A 17,697-nucleotide genomic window follows, 5' to 3' on the forward strand; every position below is an offset into this window, starting at 1 on the left:
CTCTGTGAATTAAATTTTGGTAAGTGCGATCGCGATAGAACATTAGAGATAGAAACAGACTTTAAACCTGGAAATTATTGGTAATAATGCGTATATTCAAGCAGTTATTCCAGAATTATAATAATCTTTTTATTGATCGGGGACGGACAAGAATTATTCGTGCATTACTCACGGGTAGTACAACATTAGTTGTCAAAGGAATGTCTACTCTAGCTGGATTTATTGCAATTCCACTAACAGCTAAATATTTAGAAACAGAAAGATTTGGTTTATGGTTGATATTAAGTTCATTATTAAGCTGGATCAGTATTGCTGATTTTGGTTTAGCAAATAGTTTAACAAATGCATTAGCCACAGCTGATGCTAATGAAGATAGGCAGATAGCCAAAGAATTTGTATCAAGTGCATTTTATCTAATGCTCTTAATAGCATCAATCTTATTAATAGTCTTCTTAATACTATATCCATCAATCTCTTGGGAACGAGTATTCAATATAAATTCAATACTGGCGAAACAAGAAGTAGGAGTATCAATTTTTGTATGTTGGATTTTGTTTATCATCCGTCTGCCACTTTCAATTCCTAGTCGCATCTATGCAGCCTATCAAGAAGGATATTGGTATCAAATATGGGGTGCCTTCAGCAGTTTTTTATCAATAATTAGTATAATAACTGCCATTTATATTCATGCTAACTTACCCTGGTTAATAGTAGCTAGCTTCGGAACTTTACTGATAGGAGATATATTTTCTGGCATCCATTTATTTTGTTTTAAACGGAAATGGTTAGCACCTAAATATGAAAATTTTAACGGGCTTCAATGTAAATGGCTCTTAAAAACTGGGTTTCAGTTCTGGATTGCTCAAATTTCAGCAATTTTAATTTTTCAAACAGATCTAATTATTGTTGCTCAATTATTTGGTGCAAGTTCAGTAGCAAGTTATGGAATTACTTTAAAATTGTTCTCTCTCATTCTATATATTTCATCCTCATTTATTATTTCTCTTTGGCCAGCCTATAGTGAAGCTTTAGCTAAAGGAGATTATGCCTGGATTAAGAATACATTTAAAATGTCTATTTATATCAGCTTCATCTGGTCTATATTTGTAGGCATATTACTAGTTATATTTTCTCCGCAACTTATCAGCTTATTAGTTAATAAAGAAGCAATTCCACATATTAGCTTGCTTTTAGCGATGCTGTTTACAACAGTATTAAATTGTATTGCCCAATGTGTAGCAATGTTGGTTAATGGGTTAGGCGAATTAAAGTTACAAGCTATATTAGCGCCTGTTTCTGCTATTAGTAATATTCTTTTATCAGTTTTCTTAGGTAATTTACTAGGTGTTTCAGGAGTAGCTTGGTCTACGGGAATTTGTATTTTGTTATTCTCTTTAGGAGCAGTAGGTGTTGATATTATAAATAAGCTGAAATTAAGAATTAGTAATATAAGTTATTTGTAGGTTAAATAAAAATGATTAAAAATTGCCCTATATGCTCTTCTAAAAGAGATGTTTACTTCAAAGCAACTATTATTAATAAATATGAGGTTAGCTATCTATATTGTAATAATTGCGGTTTGCTACAAACAGAGTATCCATATTGGCTAGAAGAAGCTTATAGTAGTGCTATTGCAGATGCAGATACTGGTTTAGTCGCGAGAAATATTGCAATTTCTAAAAGACTAGCTTGCATTATCTTCTTCTTTTTTGATCCACAAGGCAGGTATTTAGATGTTGCAGGTGGCTATGGGATGCTAACAAGACTGATGAGAGATATTGGTTTTGATTTCTACTGGTCTGACTTATATTGTGAAAATATTTTAGCTAAAGGCTTTGAGGCATCTACTACCACTAATGAATTTTGTGCAATAACTGCTTTTGAGGTATTAGAGCATATCTATAATCCTATTGAATTTATTCAAAAATCTATCAAAGATGCTGGTACATCAACAATTATTTTTTCTACAGATTTGTTTGAAGGTAATCCTCCAAAGCCAGAAAATTGGTGGTATTATGCGTTTAATACAGGACAGCATATTTCTTTCTATCAAGCGAGAACAATTCAATTTATAGCAGATAAATTATCAATGTTTTTTTATTCATATAAAACTATTCATATACTTACTTATAAACAGATAAATCACCATATACTTTTGAGAATAATGGCTGGACGTTTAGGAAATATCGGCTATGAATATGTAAGAAAAAGAATGAATTCCAAGATTTTAACAGATCATAAAAATCTGCTTAGAAACCTATAAAAAATACATAATAATTCAATATACGGGTATTTTCGAGAAAATACTCATTTTTCATATTTTAAATAGCAGGTAGAAATGATAAAATTATATTATGATTACCAAATATTTTCTTGGTCAAAATATGGCGGAATTTCCCGCTATATATATGAAATTGCAACTCGAACTGCAAAAATTAATACATTTGAAGTGCAAATTGTTGCTGGATTTTATGTAAATAAGTATTTGGAAAAATGTAGTGTGGATTTAGTCAAAGGATGGCAAATACCTCTCATACCAAAGTCATCCAAAATTATAGGTGCAATAAACGCCGAATTGTCTAAAATATGGCTTAATCATAGTAATCCTGATATTGTTCACGAAACCTTCTACTCTAGGTCACGTATAGCACCTAAGCAATGCAAAACTGTCATAACAGTTTACGACATGATTCACGAAAAGTTTGCACATTTGATGCCAGAAAAAGATAGAAAATTTAGTCTCATCAAAGCAGAAGCAATTAGACGTGCAGATCATATTATTTGTATATCTCAAAATACAAAGCAGGACTTAATTGAAATCTTGGAGATAGATCCTAAAATTATATCTACGATATATCTTGGTTATTCTCTTCAAAGCCATAAAAATATCGAAGAAACTCCAAAAATATCTGACCCTTATATACTTTATGTTGGAGAGAGGAGATTAGAATACAAAAATTTTAAGAAATTACTTCAAGCATATGCTAGCCGTCGAGTGATATTTGATAATTTTAAACTTGTATGCTGCGGAGTAAAATCCTTTTCTGATGACGAGATAGCCATGATTAAAAGCTTTGATCTTGATGATGCTCATGTCATATATGTACCAGGAGATGACAAAATATTAGCAAATCTTTATACTAATGCATCTGCATTTATTTATCCATCTCTTTATGAAGGTTTTGGTATTCCGCCTCTAGAAGCAATGTCATTTAGTTGTCCTGTTGTGTGTAGTAACACCAGTTCAATTCCGGAGATAGTTGCAGATGCTGGTGAATATTTTAATCCTTATGAATTAGAAAGCATAGCAGATGCATTAGAAAGAGTTCTTTTTTCACAAGTAAGGACTAAAGAACTTGTTATGAAAGGTAAAGAAAGAGTAAACTATTTTTCTTGGGATACCTGTGCAGAGCAAACACAGCTCGTATATAATTCATTACAATAAATGTTATTCTAAAAGCAGAAAAGTAGAAAAATTTTATTATTTTTCAAGCATATACATTTCTGTTGTTAGCTATATTATGTAGATATTGTATGTGGCGCAAAATTGTCAGTCCTGAAGTACTTTTTCTACTAGGTACACTTCAAGCTCTTTCTCCTTATATTCTTTGGATTATTCAAGGGCCAAATGAGAGTTATAACTATGAAATAACTTATTTGCCTTTATTTTTATGGACTGTCGGATATTTTTTCTTTTGGCTAGGAACTAGATTTTTTAAATCTAACCTGGATAATATATCTACTGCGATAATAAAAATTAGTTTTAGTGGTTTAAAAAGAATAATATTCATTATTTCAGTTTTAATAATTATTCAAATTATAAATATTGTTCGAGCTTATGGTTTTTTACCAATTCTAGAATTTTTCTCAGGAAATATAAATATAAATGATGTGAACAACAATGCTGTTGAAACTGGCTTTGGTCAGTTAGGTCTTTTTGCCACGTCTTTATTTTTTTTAAATGGATTATTATTATCTTTATTAATCAAAGCGATAGAATCTAATAAAAAACTCTCTTTCTTTTTCGTAGTTAATTTACTAATAGCTATTTTTGGAACTTTGATAACTGGAAAGCGCCAGGGATTGTTTATTTTAGTATTTTTTATATTTTCTGGACTCTCGATCCGTTTTAATAGCCCATTAAAAAGCTTTATAAATATATTTGGACTCCAGATCAGTAAGCAGGTAAGAATCCTACTTTACTTGGTTGTTCCAGCAATCTTAATTTACTTTATGGGTTTGATGGCTTCTTTAAGAATTGGTTCCGGTTATCAAATATCTGGTACTGATGAAACTATAAATTATCTCCAATGGCCTCTAATTAATTTCGAGGCGCAGTGCGAACAAGCTGGTTTAGGTCCATATAAGTTTAACCCTATATACACTTTCGTTAATTTGCTACCCTATAGACTTTATGAAGACTACGTAATGAATAATGATTTACCTAATCTTCCTGAGCCAAGTTCTCCTGTAGGGTTCTATGGAAATTTACATTGGGGATTAGGAATTCTGGGAATTATTGTATTTTCTTTTATTTTTGGAATAATATCTAAATATTTTTATAGCAAATCATTTTTTAGTTTGCCACATTTGTTAATTTATTGCCAAATTACATGGACTTTAATTGCTGCTCATACCTATAATCATTTTCTTTTTCTTGTTTTTTTACCATTACCTGCATTATGTTTCTTAATTTTTGGCTTTTTCTGCAATACTATATATAACAAATAAAACAACCGCAGTAGAGCCAGGACAATTTATAATCTTTTATTGGCAATAATCATCTTTAATTATTGTTAAAAAATTGAAATATCAAAATTTATTACCCTGCAATAATGATGAAGGTATTATGTGTTTTTGGAAAGTATCAGTATGGGAATCCTGCCCGTGGAATTAACACTGAATACGCAGCATTTGTACCAGCTTTAAGAAAATTAGGACATGAGGTGATCCACTTTGAATCATGGGATATGTCAGCCTACGCCAGTTACGCTGAAATGAACCAATCACTACTAGAAACAGTGAGTAAAGTACAACCTGATGTCATGTTAACAGTTCAAATGCATTATGAAATTTGGTTGGAAACATTAAAAATTATTCAAGCACGTGGAGATGTTGCAACTATTTGTTGGACTACTGATGATTCTTGGAAATACAGGCAAGTATCGCGATTTATAGGCAGTGCATATCATGCAATGACTACAACATATCCTGAGATTATCAATAAATATCATCAGGATAATATTCAAAATGTTTTATTATCTCAGTGGGCAGCTAGTTCAGAGACATTTAATGAGCCTTTGTCTTGCAAATCTTGCCAATATCCAGTCTCTTTTGTAGGAAGAGCATTTGGTAATCGAAATTACCGCATATCTCAATTACAAAAATCTGGAATTGAAGTGGCAAGTTTTGGTTATGGCTGGCCTTCTGGATCAATACCAGCAGAAGAAATACCAAGGATTATGAGAGAGTCCGTAATCAGCCTTAATTTTGCTAACTCTATAGGTCAAAACCAAATTAAAGCAAGAACTTTTGAAGTCCCTGGTGCTGGTGGTTTTTTATTAACCGAATATACACCAGGATTAGAAAGGTATTATACACTAGGTAAAGAAATTGAAATCTTTTATGATATCCCCGAATTAGTTGAAAAAATAAATTACTATTTGGCACATCCAGAAGAACGGGACGCGATCGCGTGGGCTGGATTTGAAAGAACTAAGCGGGAACATAATTATGAAATTCGTATGCAAGAAGTTTTAGACTTTGCTATAAAGTCTAAGGAAAATTGGCTAAAAACCAATCGCATAGAATTATCAAAACTATCACTTCATGATGCATGTGAATCCCACAAAATTAGCTGGAATTTAAAATTTTTAAGTGTAATTTTATTGTGGTTTAGTAGATTAATTTTCGGACACCAAAAAGGTAGCAAAGCAGCAAGAAGAATTATATTTGAAATCAGCTGGAGACTGTTTAAAAAAACTACTTTTACAGCTAGCGGTTGGCCTGGTAGAATGTTTCCCAAATATTGATATGGGAGAGTTTGGGAAGTATAGTTGCTCGTAACCAGGGGTTGTATCTCATAGAATTTATATGTTAAGTTTTGAAATTTACATTTATTTGGCGATTTATACCATATAAATATTTAGAATTTTTTTAAAGATAAAATCCTAGTCATAATATTATAAATTTCCAGATGTATTAAGCATGAATATAGAAAAATAAGATTATGAAAACATCTGTTAGTGTTGTTATCCCATGTTACTTTTGCGCTCACACCATTGATAGAGCCGTTAATTCTATAGCTCAACAAACTCTTAGACCATCAGAGGTCATACTTGTCAATGATGGAAGTGAAGATGATACTTGGAAAATTATACAAAAATTACAAGCTGAATATGAAGAAAATTGGATAAAAATTGTAGATTTAAAGTTAAACTATGGTCCTTCTAAAGCTCGTAATATTGGTTGGGATTTAGCTACTCAAGATTATATTGCTTTTCTGGATGCTGATAATGCTTGGCATCCAGAAAAAATAGCATTTCAGTATTTATGGATGTGTAATAATCCTCATGTATTAGTTTCTGGACACGCACCACCTGGATCTATTGCAAATTCAAATAAATATAATCTAGAGCCTATACTCTTAAATCAAGACCTTAAAGCCAGAGTAGTGACAAAAAAACAAATATTAAAGTCTAATCCTTTTGAAACTTCATCAATAATGATTAAGAGAAATATTCATTATCGATTTGATAATAGGAAAAGATACTGCGAAGATTATTTTTTATGGATGCAAATTTGTCTAGATCAGCAAATTATTTATTTATTGGATAAACAATTAACTTATGTTTATAAACAACCTAAAAGTTTGAGTAGTAATATTTGGAAAATGAGATTAGGAGATATTAATAACTTTTGGAAACTTTGGAGAAATAATAGAATCAACTGGGCAGAAATGATTTACTTGATAAGTAAATCATTAATCAAATTTATGATTTTATTAATTTCACCCAAACTTCACTCTTATATGAAATATATTTTATATTCTCACCAGAATTAATATAAAATCAACTATAGCAAATAGAGTTAATCAATGGAAGCAGCAATAAGTATTAGTGCATCACTAGTTCTTTATAAAAATGATAGTGATATGGTTAACCGTGTGATAATGTCCACTATCAACACACCTCTAGATATAAAATTGTGTGTGATTGATAATTCACCTGATCCTAATTTAAAAACATTATTTACGAATATAGAGCAAGTTGATTATCATTATAATGATGCCAATAATATTGGCTTTGGTAAAGCACATAATTTAGCGCTTTCTAAATGTAGAATGGCTGACTACCATCTTGTACTTAATCCAGACATATACTTTGACAAAAATGTTATACCAGAACTAATAAATTATTTAGAAAATCATCAGGAAGTTGGTCTAATTCAACCCAAAATATTGTTTCCTAATGGTGAAATACAATATCTTTGTAAGCGTTATCCAAGAATGTTTGCATTGTTCGCTAGGCGTTTTATTCCTCAATCATTACACTTCCTGATAAAAGCTTATTTAGACTGGTATGAAATGCGGGACATGGGCTACGATCAGGTAGCAGATGTTTTGTATTTATCCGGGTGCTTTATGCTTTTTCGTAGAAAGTATCTAGATGAAATTGGATACTTTGACGAAAATATATTTATGTATCTTGAGGATGCAGATATAACTTTAAGAATGGCTGAAAAATATAAAACAGTATTTTATCCTCATGTACATATTTTTCACCATTGGGCTAGAGGCTCATATAAATCAATTAATCTCGCAATAATTAATATTCTGTCAGCTATTTATTTTTTCAACAAACATGGATGGAAAATTTTCTAGAACACTTGCTTAAAGCAAGTATTTCAGTTGATGCTTATTCTGAACTCAAAAAGTTAGAAAATTATCAACGAGAGATGATAGTACTATCGCTTTTAAGACACACCAGGGTTATCGGAATTTTGGATTTTTTGCAAAATTTGTTCAACTTGGGAAGCTTTTTCCTTTCTATTTTGCGACTTGAAAATATTTATAGCCTTTTTGAGAGAAGTTAAAGCTTCATCGCGTTTATTTGTTTGCCATAATGCTAGTGCTAAATTTGTTAATGCATCGGCATAATCAGAATTGATTTCCAAAGCTTTGCGATATTCGCTCATAGCCTCATCCCAACGGCTTTGGCTAGCATAAACAATACCGATCGCATTATAAGCTAGGGCATATTTGGGTTTGAGGCGGATGGTTTCTTGGTAAGAGGTGATTGCTTCCTCTAGCTTTTCCTGTCGAAATAGTACATTTCCCAGTTGATAGTGACCAAATGCGTCTTCGGGGAATCTTTTGATAAATTTACGTAAACTTTCCTCTGCTCCTTTAAAATCACCTTGACTGTATTGAGCATTGGCTTGTTGAATAAACTGCGATCGCTCTTGCAGAAGTGAGTCTTGCTGTAACTGTGCGATTTTTGGCTCTGTAATGTTGATGTTGGGCTGTGGAGTTAATCTTTCAGCAGACTGTTCTGGGGAATGAAAAGAATTTTGCCATGTTACCGCTAACACTGATGGCGCGCTAATAATTGTCGTTATCATGCTCAGTGTTAAGTAACTAAGAGGTTGAACACATACTGTTTTAAGTTGGTTGTTCAGCGTCATCGTCCTCAATCCCTTAAGAGTGTTCTGATCCCTATAATAAATTGAGGTGCGTTAACAAATCTACAAACGCACCTCAGTTATTTGTCTGTAATTGGGTGTTAAATGTTCCTGGTAAGGTCAAGGATCAAGGCAAACTAACACAGTTGAGAGGATTATCAGTGAATTAACTGGTACTTGAGAGTTAAAAGCCACATGAACCTCAGCGTTGAGGCTGGCTGAAGCTGTAACATCTCCTTTAAAGAGGAAATGAGGAAATTTATGTAGTATACAAAATAGTTTATATGGCTTCCCATATTGGTGAGGTACAGCATTAAAAATTAACCGCAGATGGAAGAGGATAAACGCAGCGAAAAGTTTGCGCGTCCGGGTCTCCCGGCGCAAAACTTTTCAAGACAGATAAACGCCGATAAATTTGTACTTCACTAGAATAGAAAATGCTATAAATAATTATATTGATTAACTATTGTCTACTTAGTTAATCTAATGTTGTATAGAGTATATTTGAAATTCTATATTATTTTTTCAGCATTTCTACACATAAGATTACTTATAATTATCTAGATATCAAACAAGTGAAAATACTTGTGTAAATCCGACATTTTGCAAGGAGATAATACAGTTATGGGTTGGTTACAAAGACTCTTTGGTATGGAAAAACCAGAAGATGCTCAAGTGAACCCTGAGCCAACTTTAGTGGCTGAGAACTCTTCTGAAGGCGAAAGCATTCCGCTTGAGCGAGTGGGACTCAATGGGGAATATGATCAAAGTGGTTTAGCAAAAAGAGTTGCGTTGGCGTTTGACGAAGATTCTCGCTTTGATGACATTAATACAATTTATGTTGCTCAGTTAGGCAGTACAGTAGTTTTAAAAGGAAAAGTACCAGATCAAGACATTTTAAGTCAATTGGTAGAGATTGCTGGTGGAGTTAGTGGTGCTACCGATGTTGTGACTGATGAAGTAGCAGTTGGCTAGTATTGTTTGTTTCGCAAATTTTAGGTTTTAAATTTTGGATTGAAGAATTAAACAATTTAAAATTTAAAATCTAAAATTGATTAGCTATTTTTATGAGGAGCAGACTGTCAATGAAAACTCAAATCTCGGCTCGTCAATTTGGGATTGGGCTAACTTTATTAACTGTTTTAATGCTAGCAAGTTGTGGTCAAAAGCCGGAAGAATCTGCTAGCAGCAATACTGAAAATCCTACTGCTGTTTCTCAAACGAAACCTACGGCTAAGAGTGCAACTGCAACATCTACAAATCAAACTGTAATTCCCGCAGAAGCTCAAAAACTAGGTGTGAAGCCTGAAGGGGAAACTGCTTGTCCTAGTAATGCACCAATTAAAGGAAAGATTACCAAAAAGCGAGGCAATATCTACCACGTTGCAAAATCGCCTGATTATGCGAAAGTTAAACCTGAAATCTGCTTTAAAGATACAGCAACAGCAGAAAAAGCTGGTTTTTCTGCGCCTAAATAGGTAGCTTGTTAAGATGATTTAGTAATTTAGCCCGCCTTTGCGGGCTGAGTTTTTTGAGTAGATCAAACAGGGATACGATCGCGGTTATGTGGGGTATCAAAATCAATCAACGGCCCTTTGGGTACAATGCGCGTGGGGTTAACCTTGGGATGACTACGGTAATAATGCCGTTTAATATGGTCTAAATTGCAAGTTTCTTTAACGCCTGGTATTTGGTAAAGTTCTTTGAGATAATTCCACAGATTAGGATATTCCACAATTCGCCGTAAGTTGCATTTGAAATGCACATAATAAACAGCATCAAAGCGAAATAGGGTAGTAAACATACACCAGTCAGCTTCAGTAATTCTATCGCCGCAGAGATAGCGTTGTTTGTCTAATACTTGTTCCCAGTAATCGAGTGCTGCAAATAATTCTGTTACCGCTTCATCATAAGCTGATTGAGTAGTGGCAAATCCCGCCCGGTAAACACCATTATTTATGGGTTGATAAATTTTATCAATGGTTTCGTCAATTACTTTTTGCAAATCTTGCGGATAAAAGTCAACATCAGCTTTGGCAAAATCATTGAATTCTGTATCAAACATCCGAATGATTTCGCGAGATTCATTATTGACGATGGTCTTTTCTTTGATATCCCATAAAACTGGAACTGTTACCCTACCACTATAGTTGGGATCGGCTTTTAGATAAATTTGCCATAGATAGTTAGCGTTATTCACTGTATCGGGAATTGCTCCCGACTCATCATTAAATTCCCAGCTATTTTGAGCAATTTCCGCAGCAACTACCGATAAACTAATTACATCTGTTAATCCTTTTAACTGACGGAGAATTGCAGTGCGACAAGCCCAAGGACAAGCCCAAGAAATATATAAATGATATCGCCCTGGTTCAGCTTTAAATCCACTCGAACCATCGGCTGTAATTTTATTGCGAAAAGTGGTTGATGGGCGGATAAATTTCCCTTGGGAATCTTCCTGATCTCGTTCCGACACCCACTTACCATCTTTGAGTATTCCCAAACCCATAAGCATCTCCTGATAACAATTTTGGATTTTCGATTCAGGCTTTTGCAGAAATCTCAAATAAAATTAAAACTTATTTATTAAATAAAAGTTAAATGAAAGTAAGGGTTTTGAAGCAAAATTCTATTATGTGCCCTAATGTACAACTTGAATGCGCTGTTTTAGGCTTATTAAAGACTTTTTCTAATTATAGGAATCCGGTTTGATTTCTGAAAAATTTCAGCTTTGGCACTGATGCGTTACGCTATCGCTAACGCATCCTACGCGAACTTTAAAAATCAAATATTTTAATTGAGTACCAGTCATTAGCAAATGACTAATGACTAATGACGAATGACGAATGACTAATGACTACTCAGCATTCAGAATTTTTGGTACTTTAAAAAATTCTCCTTCTTGTTCTGGCGCACAGCTGAGGATGGCTTCTCGGTCAGGATAGGGTTGTAATTCATCCTCTCTTGTCACATTGCTGACATCAATAGCCCTGGTTGTAGGGGGTACATTACTGACATCGAGTTCACTTAACTGCTCTATGTAATCTAGAATACTTCCTAGTTGGGTAGTAAATTGCTCCTCCTCTTGGGAGGTTAATTCTAAACGAGCAAGCAAGGCTACTTTATGGACTAATTCACGATCAATCATTATTGTGTCAAAGGTCAAAGGTTTAAAGGGTCAAAAGTCAAGAGTCAAAATTCAAAACTATCGACTCTTGACTCTGGGCTAAAAGAATACGTCAATTTGCGATCGCCCAGTGGTTTTCAGCCAGTTCTGAGCTTCAATATAGTTATTGGGAGCCATACGAATGGCGCGAATCCAATAGTCGGCGGCTTGGTCAAACAAAGCTTCGCCACCATCATTATCCCCAGCTTCTTTGGCTTTTTCGCCTTGGTAATGATAAATTACGGCGATGTTGTTTAAGGCTTGGGGGAGGCGTGGGTTTAACTCAATTGCCTGATGGTACAATTCTAAAGCTTTGTCATGGTCGCCGTTGCTGGCATAGATTAAGCCCATATTGTAGAGGATGTAGCCGCGATCGTTGGTATCTTCCTCTAATGTGAGTGCTTCTTCATAGTATTCTAAGGCTTCAGCATATTCGCCTTCTGCTTGGGCCGACATGCCATCTCGATAATAAACAAACGCTTCTTTAGCTTTTTTGTTAGTTGGCAGTATCTTGAGAATGATATCTGCCATGACTGTAAAGGATTTGTCAATAAAGTTATCGTTTTTCTGGGTTCTTGGCATATTTGCCTCTGTGAGATTGCAGCTATTGGCGTGAACAATGCCCGGAGAGTTTGTTTAGCCGTTGTTGAGACGCGATAATAATTTTCTACGTCTTGTGGGCATAGACGAACACCCTTATTTTCCCTCTAAAGCCAACCAGATGAAAGGGGGGAGGCGCGAATTATGTCCACGTGGTAATTTTGCCATCCGTATAGTTAATAACTAATTTAACTAAATTTGTCAGGTATTGTTGTCGTTGATTGGCACAACACAGTCTGGACTGTTGTGCTGAGGTTTATTGACTAAGGTGCTAACTGGGTAGCTAGTCATTGACGCGGCTGGATAAGGACGTAATAGCGGTTCTAGTACTTCAGGGCTTTCCAGTTGGGGATCTAACCACTGATTGTAATCTTCAGGAGCCAGAATTACGGGCATCCGGTCGTGGATGGGTTCGAGTAATTCATTCGCTGCTGTGGTCAAAATGGTACAAGAGGCTATTTCTTCTCCTGAAGCCGATTGCCATTTCTCCCACAATCCAGCAAAAGCAAAGGGTTTTTCATTTTGAAGACGAAAATAAAATGGCTGTTTTTTGTTCTGTTTTTTTTGCCATTCAAAGAAGCCATCCGCCAGCACTAAACAGCGCCGACGCTTAAACGCTGAACGAAAAGAGGGTTTTTCGGCAACAGTTTCTGCTCTAGCATTGATGAGTTTGGCCCCTATGCTGGGATCTTTTGACCATGAGGGGATTAACCCCCAACGTAACTGCTGAAATTCTCGCCGATCGCTTTCGGGTTTATGTAGTACCGTTGCTATCATTTGCGTAGGTGCAATGTTATATTGCGCTGCTAAATCGGGCACTGTTTCCAACTCAAAAGCTTGAGCTAATGCTGCGGCGGTTTGCTTTAAAGTAAATCTTCCACACATAGTTTTATTTGCGATCGCAGATTAAAATTAGACGTATAAATCCGATCAATCATCGATATTTTTTTATTTCTTCAGATAATTCTATTTTCACTCTGATGCTGAATATAAATAAAAAAATATCCGGTTTTTTGAAAATCATTTGGTAAGATATTGTATTTTAAACCCCCCCTTCTTTCGCTCATATTCCCTATTATATTTTTGGCATGGAAACATTGCGGCTGTACGATTTTTTACCTTCAGGTAATGGCTATAAGATTCGTCTTCTCTTGACGCAAATCGGTATGCCATTTGAGAGAATTGAACTCAACATCACTAAAGGCGAGACTCGAACACCCGAATTTTTGAGTAAAAATCCTAACGGTAAAATTCCCCTTTTGGAGATTGAACCAGGGAAATATTTAGCAGAATCAAATGCTATCTTGCTGTATTTAAGTGAAGGCACAGAATTTCTACCTTATGATAGGTTTCTGCGCGCTCAGGTACTGCAATGGTTATTTTTTGAACAAAATAGCCATGAACCTTTTATCGCCACATCAAGATTTTTAATCTCTATTTTAGGCAAGCCTGAAAAACACCAAGAAACGATGAAATCTAGGCTTGATAAGGGTTACGCTGCCTTGAAAGTGATGGAAAATCATTTAAGCGATCGCAGCTTTTTTGTGGGCGATCGCTATACTATTGCTGATATTGCTTTGTTTGCTTACACCCATGTAGCTGATGAAGGTGGTTTTGATTTAACACAATTTCCTGCTATCCAAGCTTGGATAGAACGTGTTAAATCTCAACCTGGGTATATAACCATTCACCAAGAATGACAGTATGATTTTTTTACCAGTTATCAGTTAACAGAGGTTAACTTTCAATTAATCACTGTTAACTGACCACTGATTTGAAAGTGCTGAGTTCCTAGTTGTGATTGCTGAGTCAAAAATCCATTGAGACTGTCATGCATGGATTGAAATACTAAGTTTCAGTGTCAATTTCTACCAACTTTTGCCGAGAAGTAGCACCAGATTTAATCCTAATATAAGATTTTGGTACATTAAATTTTTCAGCTAGTAATTTAATTAACTCTTCATTAGCTTTTCCATCTACTGGTGGAGATTTTAAATGTACATTCAAACTACCATCAGCTTGTTCTTCAATTTTTTGCTGTTTGGAATTAGGTTTTACTTTAACTTTTTTTTGCATTGCCTATTTTCTTTATTAGGTGTCGCCTAATTTTAACAAGCTGGTCATACAATTTTGGATTTTAGGTTTTATACTAGTTTGACAATAAAATGCGCCAGATGGTAGGGGCAAGGCACTGCCTTGCCCTCTAGAATATATTGATGTGTCGCAAACATTATTTGATTTGGTATTCGATTTTAGATTAACTCCATAGATTCAAACTGTTGCACAAAGAGTCTCAATTAAATTCACAACTCTTTGCTTGACTTCATCGCGAACGCGGCGAAAGGTAGCAATTGATTCGCCTTCGGGATCGTCAAGATGCCAATCTTCAAAGACTTCGCGTAATACCCACTCTTGCGGTAAGTTTACGCCACAACCACATAAAGAAATTACAGCATCATAATCTTGGGGATTGAAGTCACTTAAAGCTTGAGAAGTTTGATGGCTGATATCAATTCCAATTTCTGACATTACTTCTATAGTCACGGGATCTACCTCACTGGCGGCTAAACCGGAACTAGAGACAAGAATTTTTCCTTCTCCGAAAGTGCGTGCAAAACCCTCTGCCATTTGGGAACGACGGGAATTCTTTTTGCAAACAAACATTACGCGTTTCATGATATTTCTGCTTATTCTTTGTTAACAAAAGGTAGAGCAGCAAAAATTGCTGCTCTAAAATTTTTATCTATGCATAGCGATCGCTTTTTTACGCGCAACAAGGCTTTTGCAAACTTGGTGCTACTTCTGAAGAGTTAGCATTAGCTTTAAGATTCTCCTCTGGTGCTGTATCTGCTACCTTCACTACAAATACTTCCCAGCGATTACCATCGGGATCGGTTACCCATACCTTATCTTGCAAAGCATAGCAGCAGTTAGTATCCTCTTCGGTAAATAATGCTAGTCCAGCTTCCGTAAATCGTTGGATTGCAGCTTCTACGGCTTGTGTAGTTTCTACCTGCACACCTAAATGAGATAATGCACCGCCTGATTGCACACTATCAGTTAGGTTCAATGTCAGGTTTAAGGCTGGGTTGGGAATATCGAATTTAGCGTAGTCAGGTTTATATTTCACGGGTTCTACGCCAAACATCGCTCGGTAAAATTCTACTGATTTTTCAATATTAGTAACGTTCAAAGCCACGTGAGTTTTGAGAACTGACATAAATTTACTCCTTAATGGAAAGAACTAGTACAACGGGGATCTCGCAATGTTGCTTTTTCTGGTTCTCGTGGAAACCAAGCTGCTGTTCGTTTGCAAAATTCCACTAGCATCAACATAACTGGGACTTCGATTAAAACGCCTACTACTGTTGCAAGTGCTGCACCAGAATTTAAACCAAACAGCATTACAGCTGTTGCGATCGCAACTTCAAAGTGATTACTGGCTCCTATTAATGCTGCGGGTGCTGCATCTTCATAAGCTAAATTTAGCTTTAAAGCTATGACATAACTAATGAAGAAAATGAAATTAGTTTGGATAAATAGCGGCACAGCAATTAACAAGATGTGTAAGGGATTGCTAACTATTAATTCTCCTTTAAATGCAAATAGCAAAATCAAAGTAATTAACAATGCTGTAATGGCAATTGGACTAAGATATTTTAAAAATTTTCTCTCAAACCAATCTCTACCTTTATGTTTCAAAATCCAGTAACGGCTATACATTCCTGCTATTAATGGCAAGCCGACATAAATTAACACCGATAAAACTATTGTTTGCCACGGAACTGTTAAATCATTTGCTGCTAATAACCACCTGCCTAAAGGTGCATATAAAAACAACATTGTTAGAGAATTAACTGCTACCATCACCAAGGTGTGACCTTGATTACCATAGGAAAGATACCCCCACAGCAATACCATTGCTGTACAAGGAGCAATACCCAATAAAATTGTCCCCGCAATATAAGAATTTGTTAATGCTACTTCACTACCATGAATTAATTCGCTACCTGTAATTAAAGGACGAAATAACCATCCTATAAAGAACTGAGCAAATACTACCATCGTAAATGGTTTAATTAACCAGTTCACAACCAATGTGAGAATTACAGGTTTAGGAGCGCGAATTGCATTAGCAGCTTGGCTAAAATCAATTTTTACCATGATGGGATACATCATGAAAAATAGACAGATTGCAATGGGAATTGATACTTGATAAAGACTGATTGCATCCAGTATTACTGCTACTTTGGGAAATAATCTTCCTAATGCTATGCCTATAAAAATGCATAAAAATACCCAAATTGTGAGGTATTTTTCAAAGAAACTTAGCTGGCTTCCTGCTTGTACAGGTGCTTTTTTTATCTGTGGATTTGTATTCATCGAGATTTGAATTAGTGGGCGAATTTTAGAGAAGTGGTATACATCAATAAAAATTGATGGGTTAGGCGATCGCACTCCCTCAAAACCTCGGCGTTTGAGATAGAAGCTGAAAATGCTGAGTTTGAGTTGATTATTAGGTGGCGTGCATTCCAAAAGCGATCGCTATGGCTTTGCTGCGTTCATTGGCATTACCGATACAGGTAGTATTGAGGCTATGTCTCTATCATTTCAAAAAAAGTTGATATGTCAATCACAGGTAGAGGACTATACACAAAAATTCATCAAAAAAAGTTGATATATTAGCTAGGCTTATCAAAGCTATGTGCGTAGCGATTCGGAATTCATAATTACGCTTGATACATTTTTTTAATCGCAGCAAGAACGGGTAGGGATAATTAAACTTTTGTTTTGGAAATCTGCCAAATAATCTGTTAAAACGTTAAATTGTGGCAAATTTAGGCTGTAATAAATCCAGCGCCCTTCTTGACGTGAGTTAACTAAGCCAGCTTCCTTTAAGGTTTTGAGATGAAAGGAAAGCTTTGATTGACTTACCTCCAAAGCATCGCATAAATCACATACACAAAGTTCTCGCTGTCGCAGCAGTTCCAACACGCTAATCCTTAAAGGGTCGGAAAGAGCGTGAAAGCCGGCAACAATTAAATGGGGAGTGGTAGCAGTGGAGGTTGGCATCAATTAGAGTTCGATAAGGGTAATCTACCTTTATTGTGAACTAGAAAATATTGCTCAGGTGCGTGAAGCGGAGCTATTCTGAAGGGAATCGCTACTCACACAAAGATAATTTTCTCTATCTCTGACAATTTAACTGCTATATAGTTAATTAGCTATATTAAATAACATAGCAAAAT

20 protein-coding genes are annotated in these 17,697 nt (G+C 35.2%); 10 read left to right on the forward strand and 10 right to left on the reverse strand.

All coding sequences use genetic code 11. The features are described from left to right. Positions 1–86: 86 nt before the first annotated feature. From AACU25_RS09455 to AACU25_RS09485, 7 genes are all read left to right on the forward strand, one after another. Positions 87–1,463 carry an MATE family efflux transporter gene (locus tag AACU25_RS09455; RefSeq protein ID WP_096574990.1) on the forward strand — a complete coding sequence of 459 codons (1,377 nt, stop codon included), beginning with the start codon at positions 87–89 and terminating at the stop codon, positions 1,461–1,463. An 11-nt stretch (positions 1,464–1,474) separates the two neighbouring features. Then, positions 1,475–2,263: a methyltransferase domain-containing protein gene (locus tag AACU25_RS09460; protein ID WP_096574992.1), complete on the forward strand. Its 789-nt coding sequence runs from the start codon at positions 1,475–1,477 to the stop codon at positions 2,261–2,263. A gap of 75 nt (positions 2,264–2,338) precedes the next feature. Next, positions 2,339–3,445, forward strand: a complete 1,107-nt coding sequence (locus AACU25_RS09465; RefSeq protein ID WP_096574994.1) for a glycosyltransferase family 4 protein — start codon at positions 2,339–2,341, stop codon at positions 3,443–3,445. Between the two features lie 89 nt (positions 3,446–3,534). Further along, positions 3,535–4,731, forward strand: coding sequence for an O-antigen polymerase (locus AACU25_RS09470; protein ID WP_096574996.1), 1,197 nt, complete (start codon positions 3,535–3,537; stop codon positions 4,729–4,731). A gap of 104 nt (positions 4,732–4,835) precedes the next feature. Further along, complete coding sequence (locus AACU25_RS09475) at positions 4,836–6,032, forward strand: CgeB family protein (protein WP_321206680.1); 1,197 nt, start codon at positions 4,836–4,838, stop codon at positions 6,030–6,032. 197 nt (positions 6,033–6,229) lie between these two features. Then, positions 6,230–7,063, forward strand: a complete 834-nt coding sequence (locus tag AACU25_RS09480; RefSeq protein WP_096575000.1) for a glycosyltransferase family 2 protein — start codon at positions 6,230–6,232, stop codon at positions 7,061–7,063. 33 nt (positions 7,064–7,096) lie between these two features. Then, positions 7,097–7,882 carry a glycosyltransferase gene (locus tag AACU25_RS09485; RefSeq protein ID WP_199347289.1) on the forward strand — a complete coding sequence of 262 codons (786 nt, stop codon included), beginning with the start codon at positions 7,097–7,099 and terminating at the stop codon, positions 7,880–7,882. A 92-nt stretch (positions 7,883–7,974) separates the two neighbouring features. Here AACU25_RS09485 and AACU25_RS09490 read toward each other — a convergent pair whose 3' ends face one another. Further along, positions 7,975–8,685, reverse strand: coding sequence for a tetratricopeptide repeat protein (locus tag AACU25_RS09490; RefSeq protein WP_096575002.1), 711 nt, complete (start codon positions 8,683–8,685; stop codon positions 7,975–7,977). Between the two features lie 621 nt (positions 8,686–9,306). On the opposite strand from AACU25_RS09490, the gene AACU25_RS09495 reads away from it, so the two are divergent. Both AACU25_RS09495 and AACU25_RS09500 read left to right on the forward strand, forming a co-directional pair. Beyond that, on the forward strand, positions 9,307–9,657 hold the full coding sequence (locus AACU25_RS09495) for a BON domain-containing protein (protein ID WP_096575004.1): 351 nt from the start codon (positions 9,307–9,309) through the stop codon (positions 9,655–9,657). A gap of 110 nt (positions 9,658–9,767) precedes the next feature. Continuing rightward, a complete protein-coding gene (locus AACU25_RS09500; protein WP_096575006.1) occupies positions 9,768–10,160 on the forward strand; it encodes a sunset domain-containing protein in 393 nt (130 codons plus the stop codon). Between the two features lie 62 nt (positions 10,161–10,222). Here AACU25_RS09500 and AACU25_RS09505 read toward each other — a convergent pair whose 3' ends face one another. The 4 genes from AACU25_RS09505 to AACU25_RS09520 all read right to left on the reverse strand — a co-directional run bounded on the left by AACU25_RS09505 (position 10,223) and on the right by AACU25_RS09520 (position 13,333). Continuing rightward, positions 10,223–11,191: a glutathione S-transferase family protein gene (locus AACU25_RS09505; RefSeq protein WP_096575008.1), complete on the reverse strand. Its 969-nt coding sequence runs from the start codon at positions 11,189–11,191 to the stop codon at positions 10,223–10,225. 348 nt (positions 11,192–11,539) lie between these two features. Further along, a complete protein-coding gene (gene gatC, locus AACU25_RS09510) occupies positions 11,540–11,830 on the reverse strand; it encodes an Asp-tRNA(Asn)/Glu-tRNA(Gln) amidotransferase subunit GatC (protein WP_096575010.1) in 291 nt (96 codons plus the stop codon). Positions 11,831–11,908: 78 nt separating this feature from the next. Continuing rightward, positions 11,909–12,430, reverse strand: coding sequence for a photosystem I assembly protein Ycf3 (locus tag AACU25_RS09515; RefSeq protein ID WP_045871815.1), 522 nt, complete (start codon positions 12,428–12,430; stop codon positions 11,909–11,911). Between the two features lie 219 nt (positions 12,431–12,649). Continuing rightward, positions 12,650–13,333 (reverse strand): SOS response-associated peptidase, encoded by a 684-nt coding sequence (locus AACU25_RS09520; RefSeq protein ID WP_096575012.1) that lies wholly within the window; start codon positions 13,331–13,333, stop codon positions 12,650–12,652. A 203-nt stretch (positions 13,334–13,536) separates the two neighbouring features. On the opposite strand from AACU25_RS09520, the gene AACU25_RS09525 reads away from it, so the two are divergent. Continuing rightward, positions 13,537–14,148: a glutathione S-transferase family protein gene (locus AACU25_RS09525; protein ID WP_096575014.1), complete on the forward strand. Its 612-nt coding sequence runs from the start codon at positions 13,537–13,539 to the stop codon at positions 14,146–14,148. Positions 14,149–14,296: 148 nt separating this feature from the next. Here the strand turns inward: AACU25_RS09525 and AACU25_RS09530 are convergent, their stop codons facing one another. The 5 genes from AACU25_RS09530 to AACU25_RS09550 form a co-directional block, all read right to left on the reverse strand. Further along, positions 14,297–14,524 carry a DUF167 domain-containing protein gene (locus tag AACU25_RS09530; protein WP_096575016.1) on the reverse strand — a complete coding sequence of 76 codons (228 nt, stop codon included), beginning with the start codon at positions 14,522–14,524 and terminating at the stop codon, positions 14,297–14,299. 195 nt (positions 14,525–14,719) lie between these two features. Next, positions 14,720–15,124 (reverse strand): arsenate reductase, glutathione/glutaredoxin type, encoded by a 405-nt coding sequence (gene arsC / locus AACU25_RS09535; protein WP_190445743.1) that lies wholly within the window; start codon positions 15,122–15,124, stop codon positions 14,720–14,722. 88 nt (positions 15,125–15,212) lie between these two features. Then, the gene (locus AACU25_RS09540) at positions 15,213–15,668 is read right to left on the reverse strand and encodes an ArsI/CadI family heavy metal resistance metalloenzyme (RefSeq protein WP_096575017.1); all 456 of its coding nucleotides are present in this window, start codon (positions 15,666–15,668) and stop codon (positions 15,213–15,215) included. A gap of 11 nt (positions 15,669–15,679) precedes the next feature. Continuing rightward, on the reverse strand, positions 15,680–16,831 hold the full coding sequence (gene arsB, locus AACU25_RS09545) for an ACR3 family arsenite efflux transporter (protein WP_096575019.1): 1,152 nt from the start codon (positions 16,829–16,831) through the stop codon (positions 15,680–15,682). A 366-nt stretch (positions 16,832–17,197) separates the two neighbouring features. Beyond that, the gene (locus AACU25_RS09550; RefSeq protein ID WP_096575021.1) at positions 17,198–17,521 is read right to left on the reverse strand and encodes an ArsR/SmtB family transcription factor; all 324 of its coding nucleotides are present in this window, start codon (positions 17,519–17,521) and stop codon (positions 17,198–17,200) included. Positions 17,522–17,697: the final 176 nt, after the last annotated feature.

Origin of the sequence: Tolypothrix tenuis PCC 7101, from assembly GCF_963874875.1 — a bacterium.
In the GTDB taxonomy this organism is placed as follows: Bacteria; Cyanobacteriota; Cyanobacteriia; order Cyanobacteriales; family Nostocaceae; genus Aulosira; species Aulosira tenue.

Excerpts from the sequence above, each read along its gene's own strand:
- AACU25_RS09455 (WP_096574990.1), top strand. The coding sequence starts at position 87 with ATGCGTATATTCAAGCAGTTATTCCAGAATTATAATAATCTTTTTATT.
- AACU25_RS09460 (WP_096574992.1), top strand. The coding sequence starts at position 1,475 with ATGATTAAAAATTGCCCTATATGCTCTTCTAAAAGAGATGTTTACTTC.
- AACU25_RS09465 (WP_096574994.1), top strand. The coding sequence starts at position 2,339 with ATGATAAAATTATATTATGATTACCAAATATTTTCTTGGTCAAAATAT.
- AACU25_RS09470 (WP_096574996.1), top strand. The coding sequence starts at position 3,535 with ATGTGGCGCAAAATTGTCAGTCCTGAAGTACTTTTTCTACTAGGTACA.
- AACU25_RS09475 (WP_321206680.1), top strand. The coding sequence starts at position 4,836 with ATGATGAAGGTATTATGTGTTTTTGGAAAGTATCAGTATGGGAATCCT.
- AACU25_RS09480 (WP_096575000.1), top strand. The coding sequence starts at position 6,230 with ATGAAAACATCTGTTAGTGTTGTTATCCCATGTTACTTTTGCGCTCAC.
- AACU25_RS09485 (WP_199347289.1), top strand. The coding sequence starts at position 7,097 with ATGGAAGCAGCAATAAGTATTAGTGCATCACTAGTTCTTTATAAAAAT.
- AACU25_RS09490 (WP_096575002.1), bottom strand. The coding sequence starts at position 8,685 with ATGACGCTGAACAACCAACTTAAAACAGTATGTGTTCAACCTCTTAGT.
- AACU25_RS09495 (WP_096575004.1), top strand. The coding sequence starts at position 9,307 with ATGGGTTGGTTACAAAGACTCTTTGGTATGGAAAAACCAGAAGATGCT.
- AACU25_RS09500 (WP_096575006.1), top strand. The coding sequence starts at position 9,768 with ATGAAAACTCAAATCTCGGCTCGTCAATTTGGGATTGGGCTAACTTTA.
- AACU25_RS09505 (WP_096575008.1), bottom strand. The coding sequence starts at position 11,191 with ATGGGTTTGGGAATACTCAAAGATGGTAAGTGGGTGTCGGAACGAGAT.
- gatC (WP_096575010.1), bottom strand. The coding sequence starts at position 11,830 with ATGATTGATCGTGAATTAGTCCATAAAGTAGCCTTGCTTGCTCGTTTA.
- AACU25_RS09515 (WP_045871815.1), bottom strand. The coding sequence starts at position 12,430 with ATGCCAAGAACCCAGAAAAACGATAACTTTATTGACAAATCCTTTACA.
- AACU25_RS09520 (WP_096575012.1), bottom strand. The coding sequence starts at position 13,333 with ATGTGTGGAAGATTTACTTTAAAGCAAACCGCCGCAGCATTAGCTCAA.
- AACU25_RS09525 (WP_096575014.1), top strand. The coding sequence starts at position 13,537 with ATGGAAACATTGCGGCTGTACGATTTTTTACCTTCAGGTAATGGCTAT.
- AACU25_RS09530 (WP_096575016.1), bottom strand. The coding sequence starts at position 14,524 with ATGCAAAAAAAAGTTAAAGTAAAACCTAATTCCAAACAGCAAAAAATT.
- arsC (WP_190445743.1), bottom strand. The coding sequence starts at position 15,124 with ATGAAACGCGTAATGTTTGTTTGCAAAAAGAATTCCCGTCGTTCCCAA.
- AACU25_RS09540 (WP_096575017.1), bottom strand. The coding sequence starts at position 15,668 with ATGTCAGTTCTCAAAACTCACGTGGCTTTGAACGTTACTAATATTGAA.
- arsB (WP_096575019.1), bottom strand. The coding sequence starts at position 16,831 with ATGAATACAAATCCACAGATAAAAAAAGCACCTGTACAAGCAGGAAGC.
- AACU25_RS09550 (WP_096575021.1), bottom strand. The coding sequence starts at position 17,521 with ATGCCAACCTCCACTGCTACCACTCCCCATTTAATTGTTGCCGGCTTT.